13 protein-coding genes and 2 pseudogenes are annotated in these 16,925 nt (G+C 51.1%); 2 read left to right on the plus strand and 13 right to left on the minus strand.

Annotated features, from left to right (window positions below; all coding sequences use genetic code 11):
• Positions 1-21: 21 nt before the first annotated feature.
• The 6 genes and pseudogenes from REH51_RS05390 to ampD all read right to left on the minus strand — a co-directional run bounded on the left by REH51_RS05390 (position 22) and on the right by ampD (position 8,189).
• Positions 22-732 carry a class I SAM-dependent methyltransferase gene (locus REH51_RS05390; protein ID WP_143759688.1) on the minus strand — a complete coding sequence of 237 codons (711 nt, stop codon included), beginning with the start codon at positions 730-732 and terminating at the stop codon, positions 22-24.
• A 5-nt stretch (positions 733-737) separates the two neighbouring features.
• Positions 738-1,451, minus strand: coding sequence for a tRNA (adenosine(37)-N6)-threonylcarbamoyltransferase complex dimerization subunit type 1 TsaB (tsaB, locus tag REH51_RS05395; RefSeq protein WP_009721280.1), 714 nt, complete (start codon positions 1,449-1,451; stop codon positions 738-740).
• Positions 1,452-1,560: 109 nt separating this feature from the next.
• Positions 1,561-2,214: an adenylate kinase gene (gene adk, locus REH51_RS05400; RefSeq protein ID WP_009721279.1), complete on the minus strand. Its 654-nt coding sequence runs from the start codon at positions 2,212-2,214 to the stop codon at positions 1,561-1,563.
• Between the two features lie 248 nt (positions 2,215-2,462).
• A pseudogene (aceF, locus tag REH51_RS05405) lies at positions 2,463-4,476 on the minus strand (pyruvate dehydrogenase complex dihydrolipoyllysine-residue acetyltransferase).
• A 58-nt stretch (positions 4,477-4,534) separates the two neighbouring features.
• Positions 4,535-7,203, minus strand: a pseudogene (gene aceE / locus REH51_RS05410) (pyruvate dehydrogenase (acetyl-transferring), homodimeric type).
• Between the two features lie 419 nt (positions 7,204-7,622).
• Entirely contained in the window at positions 7,623-8,189 is a 567-nt protein-coding gene (ampD, locus tag REH51_RS05415) for a 1,6-anhydro-N-acetylmuramyl-L-alanine amidase AmpD (RefSeq protein WP_009724777.1), read from the minus strand.
• 83 nt (positions 8,190-8,272) lie between these two features.
• Between ampD and nadC the strand changes: the two genes are divergently transcribed.
• Positions 8,273-9,127, plus strand: a complete 855-nt coding sequence (nadC, locus tag REH51_RS05420) for a carboxylating nicotinate-nucleotide diphosphorylase (protein WP_498937096.1) — start codon at positions 8,273-8,275, stop codon at positions 9,125-9,127.
• Between the two features lie 5 nt (positions 9,128-9,132).
• On the opposite strand, the gene REH51_RS05425 is transcribed toward nadC, so the two are convergent.
• Entirely contained in the window at positions 9,133-9,663 is a 531-nt protein-coding gene (locus REH51_RS05425) for a GNAT family N-acetyltransferase (RefSeq protein ID WP_009724779.1), read from the minus strand.
• A gap of 102 nt (positions 9,664-9,765) precedes the next feature.
• Between REH51_RS05425 and tsaA the strand changes: the two genes are divergently transcribed.
• Positions 9,766-10,500 (plus strand): tRNA (N6-threonylcarbamoyladenosine(37)-N6)-methyltransferase TrmO, encoded by a 735-nt coding sequence (gene tsaA / locus REH51_RS05430; protein ID WP_498937098.1) that lies wholly within the window; start codon positions 9,766-9,768, stop codon positions 10,498-10,500.
• 19 nt (positions 10,501-10,519) lie between these two features.
• On the opposite strand, the gene REH51_RS05435 is transcribed toward tsaA, so the two are convergent.
• From REH51_RS05435 to REH51_RS05460, 6 genes are all read right to left on the minus strand, one after another.
• On the minus strand, positions 10,520-12,823 hold the full coding sequence (locus REH51_RS05435; RefSeq protein ID WP_498937100.1) for a CHASE2 domain-containing protein: 2,304 nt from the start codon (positions 12,821-12,823) through the stop codon (positions 10,520-10,522).
• Positions 12,807-14,090: a FecR family protein gene (locus tag REH51_RS05440; protein ID WP_186004663.1), complete on the minus strand. Its 1,284-nt coding sequence runs from the start codon at positions 14,088-14,090 to the stop codon at positions 12,807-12,809. The genes REH51_RS05435 and REH51_RS05440 overlap by 17 nt, the downstream gene beginning before the upstream one ends.
• Positions 14,091-14,169: 79 nt before the next feature.
• Positions 14,170-15,087, minus strand: coding sequence for an SH3 domain-containing protein (locus REH51_RS05445; protein ID WP_498937102.1), 918 nt, complete (start codon positions 15,085-15,087; stop codon positions 14,170-14,172).
• Positions 15,088-15,171: 84 nt separating this feature from the next.
• Positions 15,172-15,501: a DUF6447 family protein gene (locus REH51_RS05450; RefSeq protein WP_009724784.1), complete on the minus strand. Its 330-nt coding sequence runs from the start codon at positions 15,499-15,501 to the stop codon at positions 15,172-15,174.
• A gap of 68 nt (positions 15,502-15,569) precedes the next feature.
• The gene (locus tag REH51_RS05455; RefSeq protein ID WP_498937104.1) at positions 15,570-15,995 is read right to left on the minus strand and encodes a hypothetical protein; all 426 of its coding nucleotides are present in this window, start codon (positions 15,993-15,995) and stop codon (positions 15,570-15,572) included.
• A 96-nt stretch (positions 15,996-16,091) separates the two neighbouring features.
• A complete protein-coding gene (locus tag REH51_RS05460; RefSeq protein WP_234668035.1) occupies positions 16,092-16,925 on the minus strand; it encodes an OmpA family protein in 834 nt (277 codons plus the stop codon).

Consider the following 16,925-nt stretch of genomic DNA (forward strand, 5'->3'; position numbering starts at 1 on the left):
TCCTTCTCTTGATAAAACGACTCAGCGACGAGCCAGCGAGCGATGGACATACAAATCGTAACGGCTCGTTTTACCTTCCAGCGTATGCTGCGGCGCAGGGCCATCGATAGGGGGAGCTTTGCGGGGGCGCTTGACCACCACTCGATGCGTCGCTACATCCAGCGCTGCTTCTAATAAGCGCGGTGCATCATCGTCATCTCCCGCCAGCTCTCGAAACAAGCGCATCTCTTTTTTGACCAACGCCGACTTTTCACGGTGCGGAAACATCGGATCAAGATGAATAACCTCAGGATCAAAGGCCGCGCTTTCCACAAGGGCAGCCAGCTGCTCAGCGGCATCGCAATGGCGGAGCGTCATACGCAAGGCAATCTCTGCTGTCGTATCTGTTTTTGCGGCACGCGCGAGGCCATCTTGAAGCAGCGCGGCAATCGCCGCGACACGTTCAATTAATAAGACATTTGCGCCCAGGCTTGCCAGTACAAACGCATCGCGGCCCAAACCAGCCGTGGCATCCACAACGTTAGGCGTAATGCCTTTAGCAAGCCCACAGGCTTTTGCCACTAACTGCCCGCGACCGCCACCAAACTGACGGCGATGAGCTGCCTTTCCAGCGGCAAAATCCACGCTAAGCGGTTTTCCGTATTGGCGCTCATCACCTGACAGTGCCAATTGGCCATCAACGTAGCCAAGCGCTAATCCTGAAGGCAACACAAGCGTCTCTGGGCTTACCATGTGGCTCATGCTGGCTTTTTCCAGGCAACATCGTTGCGCAAGTAAATCGGCTGGGCTTCATGAGCTGCCTGACCTAAGCCCGCTTCTAAATCTCGAGCGGCGAGCCACGCCATCTCTTCTGCCCGTGGTTCAAGATCAGTGAGATGCTGAGACATATTGGTTTGTACGCTTAATGCAAAGTCATCCCACAGCGTAAACCCTGATCCCACCCCCACCCAATCGGTTTCCTCGGTGGGTAAACGAAAGCTAGCAGGCGCGACGACCACTTCGTCACTTTGTAAACTAAGCGTGTCATTTAAACAGTGCCAAGTAGCTGCATAAATCTCGCCCATACGGGCATCTAGCGCGGTCACTACATGGCGAAAATGGTAGCGGCGATGGGCCTGAAGCGCGAGCGCTTCCAAGGTAGAAATACCCAGCAATGGACAATCTAGCCCAAATGCCAAGCCTTGCGCTGCACCTGCAGCGATACGCAAGCCAGTGAATGAACCGGGGCCACGCCCAAATGCAACAGCATCTAGTTGCTTTGCCGAAATATTGGCCTCAGCGAGGATGTCATCCACCATCGGCATTAAGCGCCGGGTGTGGGCACGTGGCGTCATCTCAAAACGTGTCAAACACTCCTGCTGGATTCCTTCCTGGCATACTTGTTGACGTAGCAATGCCACTGAGCAGGCACTAGACGACGCATCTAGCGCAAGAAGGTGTAACGATGACATCGGTTTTGCACTCCGTAAAATAGACAGCCATTATACCTTTACGCGGCACCAACGACGATGGCCCGCAGGTAACCTGCGGGCCATCGTGTGGTTGACTAGCAATCAATGCTTAGCAAAGAGCTTCTTTTACTTGCCGAGTAATATCAGCCACGCTGCCTACACCTTCTACGCGATGATACTGCGGCGCAGCGTCAGGATCTTCCTTCGCCCACTGCTGATAATAGTCTACTAACGGTGCGGTTTGATCGTGATAAACCGAAAGACGGTTACGCACGGTAGACTCTTGATCATCTTCACGCTGAATCAGCGCTTCCCCAGTCACGTCATCTTTACCCGGTTCTTTGGGCGGATTATGGTCGACATGGTAAACGCGTCCAGACGCCTGATGAACTCGACGACCAGCGAGACGGCTAACAATTTCTTCATCAGGCACGGCAATTTCCAGCACGTGATCCAACTTAACGCCGCCTTCTTTCATCGCATCTGCTTGCGGGATGGTGCGTGGGAAGCCATCAAACAAGAAACCATTTTCACAGTCAGGCTGACTGATGCGCTCTTTGACGAGATCGATGATGATATCGTCAGATACCAAGCCACCGCTGTTCATGATCTCTTTTACTTTGAGCCCCAGTTCGGTGCCGTCCTTGATGGCCGCGCGCAACATATCCCCGGTGGAAATTTGAGGAATCTTAAACTGCTCACAAATGAATTGAGCCTGAGTCCCCTTCCCCGCGCCGGGGGCACCCAACAGGATTAAACGCATGGCACTGCTCCTTGAATGTTAGTGTTAGATATGAATAATTTTAAATAATGGACTGACAATAACCGTGCCGTTCGGATGACACAACTCCCCAAAAGCCTGATAACGCATTTTTTTAACATTTTCTTAAGCAAAAACAGTCAGGTGGCAACTCCTTGTACTTTGGTCACCCCTTCCTTGCAGGCCTACTGAACTGTTTTAAACACAAGCGGCGCCCTATTGGGCGCCGCTTGTGGCTTACTCTGAGACGATTACAGCAGTAATCGGCGAATATCCGTCAGCACATCGGCCAGGAAGGCCGTAAAGCGGGCGGCATCCGCACCGTTAATCGCCCGGTGATCGTAAGAGAGCGATAGCGGCATCATTAAGCGCGGCTGGAAGGCACTGCCATCCCATACCGGCTTCATCTGCGCTTTCGACACCCCAGGATCGCCACTTCCGGCGCATTAACGATCGGTGTGAACGCGGTTCCACCAATCGAGCCAAGGCTCGAAATGGTGAAGCAGCCACCGGTCATCTCATCACGCTTAAGCTTCTTGGTTTGCGCTTTCTTGCCGAGCTCCGCCATCTCCTTGGCAATCTCAATCAAGGATTTTTTATCGGCGTTGCGCACTACTGGCACCATCAGACCATCAGGTGTATCCACGGCAATTCCGATATGCACGTAGTTTTTCCATACCAGCGTTTCGCCGTCGCCTTTCAGGCTAACGTTGAACTGGGGAATTTACGCAGTGCAAAGGCACAGGCTTTAACCATAAACGGCAACGGTGTCAGCTTGGCGCCTTGGGCTTCGGCTTCAGCCTTCATGGCTTTACGGAAGCTTTCAAGCTCGGTAATGTCGGCCTCGTCGAACTGCGTCACGTGAGGCACATTGAGCCAGCTGCGGTGCAGATTGGTCGCACCCATTTTAAGCAGGCGACCCATCGGCTTCTCTTCCACGTCGCCAAACTGGCTGAAGTCGACTTCTGGTATCGCGGGAATGCCAGCACCACCACTCGCTGCTGGGGCAGCCGCTGTTTGTGCTTTACCTTGGCTGGCAATGGCCTGTTTCACGTAGGCCTGCACATCTTCTTTCAGCACCCGGTCTTTCGGGCCGCTAGGCTTAACAAGACCAAGGTCAACGCCAAGCTCACGGGCCAGCATGCGTACTGCTGGGCCTGCATGTACCAGCTTCCCATCGCGGGGCTTATGAGAGGCCATCTGCGCTTCAGGGCTAGGCGTACCTTCTGGTGAAGCGGTAGGCTTAGCACTTGACTGACTGGCATTAGAGGACTGAGCTTTCTCCGGCGCCGCTTTTTTAGGGGCTGCCTTCTTGGCACCAGCTACTTCTATATAGCCAATCACATCGCCTTCAGAGACAGTGTCACCCTCTTTCACAGTAAGCTCTAAAAGCTTGCCTTTGTAAGGGCTCGGCACGTCCATCGATGCTTTGTCAGACTCCAGAGTGATAAGAGGGTCTTCTTCGTTGACCTCATCACCTGCCGCCACACCAATTTCAATAATCGGCACGTCAGAAGAACCTGACAAATCCGGCACACGGATCTCTTTGCGCTCAGGCTCACCGCTACCGCTATCTTCTTCAACGACAGACTCTTCAGCGGCCACTTCTTCCGGCGCGCTGCTGGCTTGACTAGCGGCTTGCTCTTGCGGCGCGTCTTCGCTGTTGTCGCCACCTTCACCAGCGATTTCCATCTGGCCGATCACGTCGCCTTCCGAGACGGTATCGCCTTCTTTGACCGTGAGCGCAACGATCTTACCACCGTGCGGGCTGGGTACATCCATCGAGGCTTTATCCGACTCGAGGGTGATCAAAGTGTCTTCGGCGTTGACGTCATCGCCAGCGCTGACCGCGACTTCGATGATTTCAACGTTGTCTGAACCACCCAAGTCCGGCACTTTAATATCGACCGTTTGCTTGCCGCCACCGGCTTTCTTCGCTGCCGGCGCGGGAGCTTCTTCCTGCTTCGGTGCGGGGGCTTCGTCGGAGGAACTGTCAGCCGCTGCTTCCGGCTTGGCATCGCCACCACCTTCGACTTCCAGCTCAACGATGTCGTCGCCTTCGGAGACGCTATCGCCTTCTTTGACCAGCACTTTGAGCACCTTGCCGCCTTTCGGGGCCGGGACGTCCATGCTGGCTTTGTCAGATTCCAGGGTGATTAGGGTGTCTTCCGCTTCAATGACGTCGCCTTCTGACACCGCAATCTCGATGATTTCGACATCGGTATCACCACCGATATCGGGAACTTTGATGATTTCGCTACTCAAGGTCGCGCTCCTTCCAAATCGGATCGAGCCGGCGGGCGTTTGCCCGCCGGGCAGCGGTTTAGCTGGTCAGCGGGTTCGGCTTGTTGGCGTCGATGCCATACTTCTTCAGCGCCTCGCCGACATGCTTGCGATCAAGCTCACCGCGGTCCGCCAGCGCACGTAGCGCCGCCACGGTGACGAAGTAGCGGTCTACTTCAAAGAAGTAGCGCAGCTTCTCGCGGGTGTCGGAACGGCCAAAGCCGTCTGTACCCAGCACGGTGTACTCGCTTGGCACCCAGGCACGCACTTGGTCGGCGTAGAGCTTCATGTAGTCGGTGGAGGCAATCACCGGGCCGTCACGGCCTTCCAGGCACTTCGTCACGTGGGGCTTGTTGCCCTCAACGTCCGGGTTCAAGAAGGCTTCACGCTCCAACAGCAGCGCTTCGCGACGCAGCTCGTTAAAGCTGGTCACGCTCCAGATATCCGCGCCAATGCCCCAGTCGTTGGCCAACAGCTCTGCGGCGGCTTCGACTTCGCGCAGGATGGTACCGGAGCCCATCAGTTGCACGCGGCCCTTGTCGCCTTTCGTTTCGTTGAGCAGGTACATGCCTTTGACGATATCGTCGGTGGGCACGTTGTCGATTGCTGGGTGCTCGTAGTTTTCGTTCATCACCGTCAGGTAGTAGAAGCAGTTCTCTTTGTCGGAGAACATGCGCTTCAAACCATCCTGGAGGATGACCGCCACTTCGTGGGCGTAGGTCGGGTCGTAGCTGCGGCAGTTGGGATGGTGGAGGCTTGAATCAAGCTGTGACCATCCTGGTGCTGCAGACCTTCACCGTTGAGCGTGGTACGCCCAGCAGTGCCGCCGACCATAAAGCCGCGGGCTTGCAGGTCACCTGCGGCCCAGGCCAAGTCACCAATGCGCTGGAAGCCGAACATCGAGTAGTAGATGTAGAACGGCAGCAGGGTAACGTTGTTGTTGCTGTAGGACGTCGCGGCGGCAATCCACGCAGACATCGCACCGGCCTCACTAATCCCTTCTTCGAGAATCTGGCCTTTCTGATCCTCGCGGTAGAACATGATCTGGCCTTTATCGACCGGCTCATATTTCTGACCTTCCGAGGTGTAGATGCCGAGCTGACGGAACATGCCTTCCATGCCGAAGGTACGCGCTTCGTCAGGAATAATCGGTACGACATGTTTGCCGAGCTTCTTATCCTTGACCAGACCGTTCAGGACGCGCACGAATGCCATAGTGGTCGAGACTTCGCGCCCTTTGGAACCACCATTTGCGAGGCAAAGGTTTTGTCGTCCAGGCTGGGGATCTCCAGCGCCTCAAAGTCACTGCGGCGGGCCGGCAGGTAGCCGTTCAAGCGTTCCCGCTGCAGGTGCATGTACTTAAGCTCGGGAGAGTCTTCTTCCGGCTTGTAGTAGGGCACGTCTTTGAGCTGTTCGTCGGTGATCGGAATACCAAAGCGGTCGCGGAATTTGCGCAGCGCTTCGTACTCCATGCTCTTGACCTGGTGGGCTTCGTTGGCGGCTTCGCCATCGCCGCTGCCCATGCCGTAGCCTTTAACGGTGTGCGCCAGGATGACCGTGGGCTTACCGTTGGTCTGGTTGACCGCTTCATGGTAGGCCGCGTAGACCTTGAACGGGTCGTGACCACCGCGGTTGAGCTTCCAGATGTCTTCATCAGACAGGTCATTGACCATCGCTTCGGTTTCGGGGTACTTACCGAAGAAGTGCTCACGGGTGTACGAACCGCCGTTGGCCTTGTAGTTCTGGTACTCACCGTCGACTGCTTCATCCATGCGTTTTTGCAGGATGCCTTTCTTGTCCTTCTCGAACAGCGGATCCCAGTGACGCCCCCAGACGACCTTGATGACGTTCCAACCGGCACCACGAAATACGCCTTCGAACTCGTCCATGACGCGGGAGTTGCCGCGTACCGGACCGTCCAAGCGCTGCAGGTTGCAGTTGATGACGAAGATCAGGTTATCGAGGTTTTCACGACCCGCCAGGAAATCGCGCCCAGTGACTCCGGCTCATCACACTCGCCGTCGCCCATAAAGCACCAGATCTTGCGGTCGTACATGTCTTTCAGCTCACGGTGATGCAGGTACTTCATCACGTGAGCCTGGTAAATCGCTTGAATCGGGCCAAGGCCCATAGACACCGTGGGGAACTGCCAGTAGTCCGGCATTAGCCACGGGTGCGGGTAGGAAGACAGACCATCGCCGTCGACTTCGCGACGGAATTTGTCCATCTGCTCTTCAGACAGGCGGCCTTCCAGATAAGAACGCGCGTAAATCCCCGGGGCAACGTGGCCCTGAATGTAGATCAGGTCGCCTTCAAAATCGCCTTTGGGGCGCGGAAGAAGTGGTTAAAGCCGACATCGTACAGCGTAGCCGACGACATAAAGCTGGCAATGTGGCCGCCCAGCCCGGGGTTGGCGCGGTTATTACGGATGACCTGAGCAATGGCGTTATAACGGATCAACGACCGAATGCGGCGCTCCATAAACAGATCGCCGGGCATCGGTGCTTCGCGATGCACAGGGATCGTATTCCGGTGCGGGGTTGTCACCGAGAAGGGCACCTTCATCCCGTCCCGGCGCAGGCGATCCGCCAAGCGGGTCATCAGGTAGCGGGCACGATCTTCGCCCTCACGATCCAGTACTGATTCCAGGGATTCTAGCCACTCCGTGGTTTCGAGCGGATCGAGATCTTCTCTTGTCTCCAGACTCATAGAGGTCTCTCCGAATGACGATAAATGACAATGAGCCCCGCCAACCCTTAGGGCCTGGGGCGGCTGCGGTGTTTAGCCACCACAGGCCGGTAAAACACCGACGCCTAAGCGTCGTGCAGGGGTTTTCTTTCTACATTCAACAAGCTACGCACTTTTTGATGTAGTAAAGCTACACAATTGTCGTAAAAGTTAGCCTTTTGTATATGCGAAGATACCGCAAAGTCGTCACTCTGCCAATTCTAGTAAGCCCTAAAAGGCTATCGAAAACAGAGTATTGCACCGCAACATAAAGAAATAATCAGACTTTAGTCGAATCTACCAAACGCTCAAAAATGTAGCCAAACTACCGTTTTATTTACTTATGAGTGAAGTACTTAATTAAATTTTCTACGCTCTTTGATAAATTTATTCGCCCAGCGCTAAGCATCTAGCTGTTGATAATAATAAGCCCAATCAAAGGCTGGCCCTGGGTCAGTTTTACGCAGCGGCGCCACATGGGCATGGCCAGTAATGCGTGACTTATCCAACTGTGGATAGCGCGACATTAGCCATTGAGTTACCGCTACCAACACTTGATATTGCGCTTTGGTAAAAGGAGTCACGTCATCCCCTTCTAACTCAATACCTACTGAAAAATCATTTAAGGCTGTTCGCCACGTCTTTTGGTACGAATCAAGCCAGCATGAGCGCCCGGCATGCCAAGCGCGATGATCCGTATCAACAAACTGTAAGCATTCGCCATCGCGACGAATCAAAAAGTGAGCCGATACCCTAAGATGTTTAATCTCAGCGAAAAAGGGGTGGTCTCCTGAATTTAACTGGTTAGTAAATAGCGCCTCAATGGCATCACCACTAAACTGTCCTGGCGGCAAGCTAATAGCATGAATAAGTAGCAGCGAGACCTCACTATTGGGGCGCTGATCGCAGTTGGGCGATACTACTTGCCTAGCGCTTGACCACTGACCCTCAAAAGTTGTTCTTTTCATAACAGAGACGCTCTCCTCTACGTTGACGCTCTCTTTCACTATAATGCCCAACACACCCAATAACGCCTAGAGAACGCACCGCCATGCATTATGAAAACGCTCTTGCCGAAGAGATACGCGCTAGCGCAGCCCGCCTACTGGCTGAGGACGTTGGCCCTGGCGATATTACAGCGCAGTTAATCCCTGAGCACCAATGGGCACCCGCCAACATCATTACTCGCGAACCCGCGGTACTTTGCGGCGTTGCCTGGGTAGACGAAATTTTTCGGCGCTTAGATAACCGCGTTACGCTACGTTGGCAGGCCGCAGACGGCGACTTCCTTCAGGCAGATCAGTGCTTTTTAGAGTTAGAGGGGCCTGCTCGCAGCCTACTGACGGGCGAGCGTGCGGCCTTGAACATGCTGCAAACATTATCTGCCACGGCTACCTCAACGCGACATTACGTTGATTTAATTGAAGGCACTAATGTTCGCCTACTGGACACTCGTAAAACACTGCCAGGATTGCGTCTAGCCCAAAAGTACGCAGTAAACTGCGGTGGTGGACATAATCATCGTATTGGATTGTGGGATGCATTCTTAATTAAAGAGAATCACATTGCTGCTTGTGGTGGTATTCAAGCAGCCGTTGCGCAAGCCCGTAAACTGGCAAGTGACCTGCCAGTAGAAGTGGAGGTGGAAACGTTTGAGGAGCTTGATCAGGCACTAGCCGCAGGAGCAGACATTATTATGCTCGATAATTTCGCCTTGGAAGACTTGCATGTAGCGGTCGAAATAAACGGAGGACGGGCAACACTTGAGGCCTCTGGCAATGTCGGTGCATCAACGTTAAAGGCAATTGCCGATACCGGCGTTGACTGCATTTCCAGCGGCGCACTCACCAAAGACCTCAAATCGATCGATCTATCAATGCGCATTACCCACACTTTCGACGTTTGATGCGCTCAGGTTTCGACAGCGTTAAGCTTTTTGACTAAGCGATAGCGTTTCAAAAGTTCGCCACTGCGTTCTACCCACTGCTCGCCGAGGTTAGTAAATCCTCGGCGAAGCAGGCGCTCATAAAGCACTGAGCTTGCTTCAATTTCTACACGCGAGACACCCTGCTCAAGCAACATACGCTCAGCGTGTATCAACAGTGTGGTACCGATCCCACGTCCAGTGAGTGAAGGCCACACATAAATTGTCTCTATACGTTTGGCCGCAACGTCTAACTCTAAAAACCCTACACATCGCCCATCACAGCTTGCGACCAGCGTGGTGTAGAGTGTTTGCCTCGCCGCCCAGGCGCTTGCCTCACGTGGTAATGCATTCGCCCAAGCTCGGCGTTCGTCTACACCATAGTGTGAAGCGGCACCCTGCATCACAGCGTGATAAAACACCTCTGCTTGATCAGCTGCGTCACGGGCAAATCCTTCACGATAAGTAATTCGTGGAGTGGGCGCAGAAGGTGTTTGGCTCACGTCAGTACTTGGCATGTCTTACATCTCCACTATTTATCGCACCTTAACGTGTCATTGCATCCCAACCCGATGCTTGACTGCTTTATACTTCGGTTTTACTTACACGTAAGGTGTGTCATGCGCGAAATATCAATAAATGAGTCGTTTAACGTTAGCCCAATAGGCTACATCGAAAGCGATTATCCTGATAAGTTTGGCATTCCTCGACAACCAGGGCTAGCGACAGCGGCGAAAGCGACGCTGGTATTAACGCCCCCCTTCAACACACCGTTAAGCGTTCGTGGACTAGAAGCATTTAGCCACTTATGGATCAGCTTTATTTTTCACCGCAGTCCTGAAGAATGGGCCCCACTTGTACGCCCTCCCCGGCTGGGTGGCAATAAAAAAATAGGGGTCTTCGCAAGCCGAAGCACGCACCGTCCTAACCGTTTAGGGCTATCGCTTGTTGAGCTAGTAGGTATTGATACACATACCGGTGTACGCCTATTGCTCAAAGGGGCAGATTTGATGACAGGTACGCCCGTAGTAGATATCAAACCTTATCTGCCCTGGACTGAGGCACTCCCACATGCACGCTCAGGCTTTGCCCCAACATCACCACCTTTTTACCCCGTAGAGTTCTCTTCTGCGGCCGAAACGGCGCTCGCTCAACGCGCAGATGCTAGTGATTTAAGGCAGCTCATTACCCAAGTATTAGGCCAAGCCCCACGCCCCGCCTACCATAATGGCCAACCAGAACGGGAATATGGCATGCAGTTAAGAGATGTCAATATTCGTTTTCAAGTACAACAAATTCCTGAACTAGGCAACGTCGTTCATATAGTCAGCATTCAAAAAATAACTAACAATTGATGCATCGAGGATAAATAGGCTAAAGCTCACAAAAAGGAAGCTTCATTGTAAATTGACTGCCTCTACCGAACTCACTTTCACAGTAAATCTCCCCGCCATGTTTAGCTGCTACCGTTTTAACTAATGCTAGCCCCAGCCCATGACCTTCCGCCACACCATCTTTATCACTGCGCCTAAAGTCATCAAAAATATCGTTAATCTCCTTAGACTCAATACCAACGCCATTATCAGAAACCTGAAGCACAACCCATTGATCCTGCCTGCACACATGAACATTAACTTCGCCACCAGAAAGCGTATACTTAACGGCATTTTCAATTAAATTAAACACCGCTCTTGCAAGATAGCTTTTATCGCCAACTATCGGAGCTCCGTCTTCATCTTTCAGCTCGCTGACTATTTTAACATTTTTCACTTTCGCAAGTGGATAAACTTGATCAAGAACTTCCATAACAACATCTTCAAACAGCACAAACTCTTTTTTCAAATCAAATGACTTAGCCCTCGTTAGATTAATAAAGTCATTAATCATCCCAAGCCCCATCGTAAGGCATTGCTCCAAATAGCTGTAAAAATCAGCTTGCGTTGCAGCCGATGCTGGATCTTTTTGGGCCTCTAGAAATGCTAACGCTCTCGCCTGGGGGGCTTTCATGTCATGTGATAAAAAACTAAGCATGCTAGATCGCTGCATTTCAGCCTCTACTTCACTTGTCAAGTCAACCAACCACACTACCCAGCCTCCAGCGGCACTATTGGTCGTTGTAGAAAGCTCTCCCATTTCCAGTCGATACGTACGTCCATCTCTGTCAGTACATAAGCCACCTATTTGAACGCCGTTGACATCAATGATTCCAGCTGGCTGGGGCGGCCATATTGTCGAAAAACCCTCTTTTTCTTCAAAGGTTAGAAAGGATGGCAAAGCATCAATGTGATCGATGGCAGGCTCACCTCCCTCCCAACAAATTGCCAATGCTTTCTTATTTGCCAACAGCACTTCACCCTTCTTATTTAGTATGAAGATAGGGAGTGGTAACGAGTGCATTGCATCTAATATAAACCGCCGTCCTTCCACAATTCGGCCTAACGCAAACTCAAGGGCTTGCGACTGCTGATACAGTTTCCCACCTTCACCTCGAATGTCATCAGGCTCCCTAAATGGCAAAATAGATGGCTCTTGATATAACAATTCCAGCTCGCGCTTGAACCAAGACAGTAATGCAGCCTGGCTCTGCCAAACAATTGCAATGAAGGCAATACCCAGTGCTATTAAGCTCGCAAAAGGGGGCCACCACCACCTAAAGTTCAGCGCTACTAAAGAAATGAATAACACCCCCACACCGAGCGATAGCACCACTAATAGCAAATAGCGGAACCTTAGCCACAAAGCCAATAGCATTAAGATAATAATAGGCAGACTTGCAAAAAACGCCCCTAGCCAGCTATCTACTTGGCGTATATACGTTTCATTTCGTAAGGCATCGAGCAAGTGTGCATGTACTTCAACACCTGGCATTAAACCTGAAGACAACAACGAAACATTGTAGCGATCGCCCAAACCAAGGGCAGTCATGCCTATTAAGACAGTGCGGTCTCTGAGCAAGGAGGCAGGTACATACCCCATTAATACATCGTGGTAAGAAACAGTTGGATATGAGCCAGCCGGACCGCGAAACGGTATTCTTATTGCCTCAGTTGGCCAATTTGATGTATCACGCTCTTCGGTTTTTTCTGCATCCGCAAGAAGGGTCATGAGCTGTGGCCATACATCATCACGACGTTCAATCAGCAACTCGATTGATCGAGCTACGCCATCAGTATCAAGCATCACATTGATATGCCCAACGCCCTTGGCGGCAGATAATAATGGAGGAGGAGGGATTAAGACATCTCGTACACTACCTTCCAATAAAGAGTCAGAAAGTAGTGCCATAGGCAGATAAGTGCTTCCATGGCGCTGCATAGCGTTGGCAAGCCGCTTATCTTCCTCAGGTTGGCGGCTCGGGTCAACCAATAGGACGTCCAAAACAATGGATTGCACACCCGCTGCGTTCAACTGATCAATCAGCTGTGTGTGAACATCTCTAGGCCAAGGCCAACGCCCCAATGCTTGCAGGCTGGGCTCATCGATCGCTACAACCAAAATATCGGCAGAAGGGGGCTCTGATTGCCTGGAAAGCCAAGCATCATAAAAAAAGTTATCAGACAGTAAGGGAGACAAACTATAAAGAAAAAAAGCAATGGGCAGTAACAAACTGCCCATTGCACACCATGTCATCACGACCCGCCGATGTAATGCTCTAGAAAGGCTACTGCCCTGTGTCATTTAGTGTTCCAGTATCGAGAACCACAGTCATGTCTGTACGTTCATCTAAGCTGACCACACGCCAGAATATCTCGTGACCTGGCAAATGGCTTACTTTTAAAGGACCATTATTTTGAGGCTCATAGTCTAATAAAACTTTCATAAATTCGCGGTCAGTTGCTAGCTGCAAGCGATAGGTCATTTGTGCTCGATGGAGCCACTCGAATATCCATGCACTTTCCTCCTGCTTAACGGACACTCGATTACCACGATGATGAATAACGAAAATGGCGCTATCACCTTCAATACCAAACTCATCTATAGCGGCTATTCGCAAATGGTAAAACCCCGGAGAAAGTGGTTCGAACTGTATCTGGCTGCCTTGAGAGCGTTGATCACGTATTATCGTTAGAAAGTTTGGATCACTCGCTATTTGTGCTCTATAAGCCTGTCCCTGCACAGGAGACAAAACATCTATTTGTATGGCCTCATTTGAAAGCGAAGTGATATCCACGTCCTCTGGTTGGCGCAAGAGGCGTACTACTTGAATACTCCCTGTTTCATCAATACGTGCCCCTTCACCCTCACTAACTGAGGCTTCTGAAGTACCCATTCGATTTTGAGCAGCGACACTCCCTTCATAAACCGACGTTATCAATGTTTCGTCTGCATAGCTTGCCCGAAAGTGAGTCCCCCGAACACCTAGGACACCCGTATTTGTTTCTATGTTGTATGCTCGCCTCAGCATGCGATTTGCAGGTACATAAGATTCTATCTCGCCATGTTCTAGTTGAAACGTGACTCCTCTCTCCCCTTCACGCTTTAGCACAATGCGTGAATTAGAAGGCACTACCGCCCTGGCACCATCACGCATTTGCAAAGTCAAAGCAGAGCCTACTCCGGTTTCAATAATAGATCCCAGCTCAATAATGTCACCATTCTCCAAAAGAGTTTCACCACCCTCTTCGATTAACCATGCTTCACCTGAACGGAACAGAACCGACAGCGGAAAGGGATCGAAATCACTGAGATCCACCATGGTATCGGGCTGAAGCTTGAAGGGGTCAGCTATCGCATTTAATTGTTGCAACGTGGGCCATTCGTCAGGAGTACCATAATAATATTCGGAAATGTCCCAAAGCGTATCGCCTGGCATCACTTGATGGTGTGTATCAGATGCGTAGGAAAGCCCCCAAGTCAGTAAAAACACACTTCCGAATACAACGCCTGAAAAACGTTGTAACAGCGACTTAGCTTTCAAGCTACTCCAGCTTTTTCTTTTATTCATAACGCCACCATCTTTGATACACATAGGCACGCTCGGTAATGTATTTGCTGTTCAAATAGCACTAATTTCTATTAAAAAATCACTCAATTAGTGTATTAGATATCCAACCTAAAGTGGGTGCATTGTCCTGTTGGAAATAGACTTGGCTCCATCCATCCATACTTCCCAGCACGTAAACGGCGGTGCCTCTTGTCAATGATGCAATACGGTCAAAATCCGTACTTGCTCCCGCACGAATATTAACGCGACTTCCGGCAATTTGTTTTTCTTCAAGATTAGGTAGGCTGGCATTAATATTTTCTTGCGCTAAATCATTGCCACCTTGACCAGCCATAACGAACCAAAAAACCGCCCAGGCATGATTACGATCAACTCCATGTCCTCTAGCATGCATGGCACCAAGATTATTTTGCGCGAACGGGTCATTCTGCTTCGCAGCACGCTCATACCACTCAAACGCACGAGTATAGCTTTGCTCTACTCCACGACCTGTTTCGTAAAGGCTACCGATATTGTTTTGTGCTGCCACATGCCCTTGCTCAGCGGCCAACTCAAACCATCTCGCCGCAAGCTCAGCGTTTTCATCAACGCCCTGCCCTTCCAAATACAATAAGCCTAGTTGAAATTGTGCCGCAGCATTGCCTGATTCGGCAGCCCGCTCAAACCACTGCGCAGCTAATCCTGAATCACCTTCAAGACGTTCAAGAAGATAAAGCTCAGCCAACCTAACCTGGGCGTCTGCAAGCCCATTATCCGCCGCAAGTCGATACCATTTATAGGCTTCATCTAAGCTGGCACTAACCCCTTGGCCGCGCTCGAACATCATTCCCAGTGCAAACTGAGAGTCTGAATTACCTCGTTCTGCTGCCGTGCGCCACTCATGGATAGCGGAGGCATAATGGCCACGCTGATATTCACCAAGCCCAGCCTCGTAATCCGCACTGGCTAGCGTGCTAATCCCGACAATAATAAGGCTCAACCAGGGTAGCATCCTCATATTTAAGCCTTCCTCCACAAAAGCCCGATAGACTTTCGTCTACCGGGCGTTCAACAATATTAAGCAATCTCACAGCTTGCGAGATTACTTCACTGGCGTTACCGACTTCGTCACTTCTGCCAGTATACGGGCATAAGTATTGCGGGCTGTTTGCGTAATCGCCAGTTGATCTTGTAAACGCTGTAGCTCTTGGTCTGTGACTCGTAGATTTTGCAGCTGCTCTCGCCCCTGCTGTCCCAGACTTTCAAGCGTGTACTCTTTACCGTCTATCGTGACAGTTGGCTGCGTTGCTTGTTCGCCAACGGCAACCGCCGACTCACTCTCATTAGCAGTTACTTCTTTTTCGCTTTGATTGGCTTCACTTTTACTAGCGGCTCTGCTTTTTGCCGGGCCTGTCGTGCGCTGTTTGCTCATAAGGAACCACCTCCTAAATCAATGTGAATTGAATATTGAATAATAAGAATAATTATTTAAATATGCGGTTAAGAATCTTCTTCAACCGATTCTTCCTCAACCGGCTCTTCTTCAACCGCTTCAATAGCATCAGCATCTTCAGCTGGCGTACCGATACGCTCATGGGTCAGCACACAAAGCACACCCGTGCGTGTATGCTGAATTTCAAAGTTTGTATCGCAGTAAAGAGCCATCGTGTTCAACACACGGTTTTCAAGTATTAGCGGGTTTTGCAAGTCACTTTCGTTGATGGCCAAACGCGCCAGGAACATACCACCTTCAGGACACCCTAGCGCTTGTTCATCACTTGCTGCTACACACACTGAGCTTTGATCCACAGTGTTCTTAGATGGTTGCTCCTGCTGTTCTGCCATTACGCCCATGCTAAATATAGACAGACCAACTGCCACCGCGCCTGCCGCTACGAACGTAGTGATATAGCCAACATACTTCATTATTCAACTTCCTAAGTTTAGGTTTTCAAAAGCAGGGATAGTGTTGTACCCCCACCGTTAATAGTTACCTTTAGTACCAGTTCGCTATATAAGCAACTAACGAGCCGTCTCAGTAACCGTAATTTCCACTCGCCTATTTGGCCTCAAACACTCAGTCACACTTGGCGTTGCACTTCTTCCTGGGCACTCTACAACAGGGTCTGCCATACCACGTCCAGCCGTCATAATGCTCGATCGACTAATCCCCTGATTAGCCATACGGGCACCTACCGTTTCAGCACGAGAGTTGGATAACGCTAGGTTATACGCCTCGCTACCAAAGCGATCTGTATAACCAATGATCAACACACTTGGGCTCACGAAGTCACTTGCGATCGTTTGAGTCACTTGATCAACAGCACGACGTCCCTCTAGCGTCAACGTATCACTATCGAAATCAAATAATACATCGCCTGATAGCGTCAGCTTCTCTTCACGCGGCTCAGCAGCGATCTCTTCCACTTCGATTGGCACTAGTAGCGCAGGACACTGCGCATCCCGCCAGCGAGTGCTTTCTAACGCCATATCATCGTCATAGTGCACTTGGTATTGGCAAGTAATGTACTCATTTCCATTGCCTGTATAGAGATTGAAAACATAGTTCCACTCTCGAACACCAAAGAACCCTTCCGTGAAGTGAGGGTTACCGATTAACTGGCGTACTTGATCTTTTGTTTGGCTTTCCCGAATACGCAAAATGTTTTCAGGGTCAACAAACTGTCCGCCGTCGTACCAGTTGCCCGCTAGCGCCGGAAAGCCATCTCCGGCGTCGCGCAATTCGGTACGGTCGTTGTTGGGCGGGCTAGCACAGCCCGCTAAAACGAGAACGGCGGCTATACTGGCGGCCCCAAGGGCCGCCTTTGTCATCATGCGATTGCTACGGTTGTTCAC

It is taken from the genome of Halomonas bluephagenesis (genome assembly GCF_054790765.1).

What these genes read in the sequence shown, in the direction of transcription:
- REH51_RS05390 (WP_143759688.1), bottom strand. Translation starts at nt 732, where the DNA reads ATGGTAAGCCCAGAGACGCTTGTGTTGCCTTCAGGATTAGCGCTTGGC.
- tsaB (WP_009721280.1), bottom strand. Translation starts at nt 1,451, where the DNA reads ATGTCATCGTTACACCTTCTTGCGCTAGATGCGTCGTCTAGTGCCTGC.
- adk (WP_009721279.1), bottom strand. Translation starts at nt 2,214, where the DNA reads ATGCGTTTAATCCTGTTGGGTGCCCCCGGCGCGGGGAAGGGGACTCAG.
- ampD (WP_009724777.1), bottom strand. Translation starts at nt 8,189, where the DNA reads ATGAAAAGAACAACTTTTGAGGGTCAGTGGTCAAGCGCTAGGCAAGTA.
- nadC (WP_498937096.1), top strand. Translation starts at nt 8,273, where the DNA reads ATGCATTATGAAAACGCTCTTGCCGAAGAGATACGCGCTAGCGCAGCC.
- REH51_RS05425 (WP_009724779.1), bottom strand. Translation starts at nt 9,663, where the DNA reads ATGCCAAGTACTGACGTGAGCCAAACACCTTCTGCGCCCACTCCACGA.
- tsaA (WP_498937098.1), top strand. Translation starts at nt 9,766, where the DNA reads ATGCGCGAAATATCAATAAATGAGTCGTTTAACGTTAGCCCAATAGGC.
- REH51_RS05435 (WP_498937100.1), bottom strand. Translation starts at nt 12,823, where the DNA reads ATGACACAGGGCAGTAGCCTTTCTAGAGCATTACATCGGCGGGTCGTG.
- REH51_RS05440 (WP_186004663.1), bottom strand. Translation starts at nt 14,090, where the DNA reads ATGAATAAAAGAAAAAGCTGGAGTAGCTTGAAAGCTAAGTCGCTGTTA.
- REH51_RS05445 (WP_498937102.1), bottom strand. Translation starts at nt 15,087, where the DNA reads ATGAGGATGCTACCCTGGTTGAGCCTTATTATTGTCGGGATTAGCACG.
- REH51_RS05450 (WP_009724784.1), bottom strand. Translation starts at nt 15,501, where the DNA reads ATGAGCAAACAGCGCACGACAGGCCCGGCAAAAAGCAGAGCCGCTAGT.
- REH51_RS05455 (WP_498937104.1), bottom strand. Translation starts at nt 15,995, where the DNA reads ATGAAGTATGTTGGCTATATCACTACGTTCGTAGCGGCAGGCGCGGTG.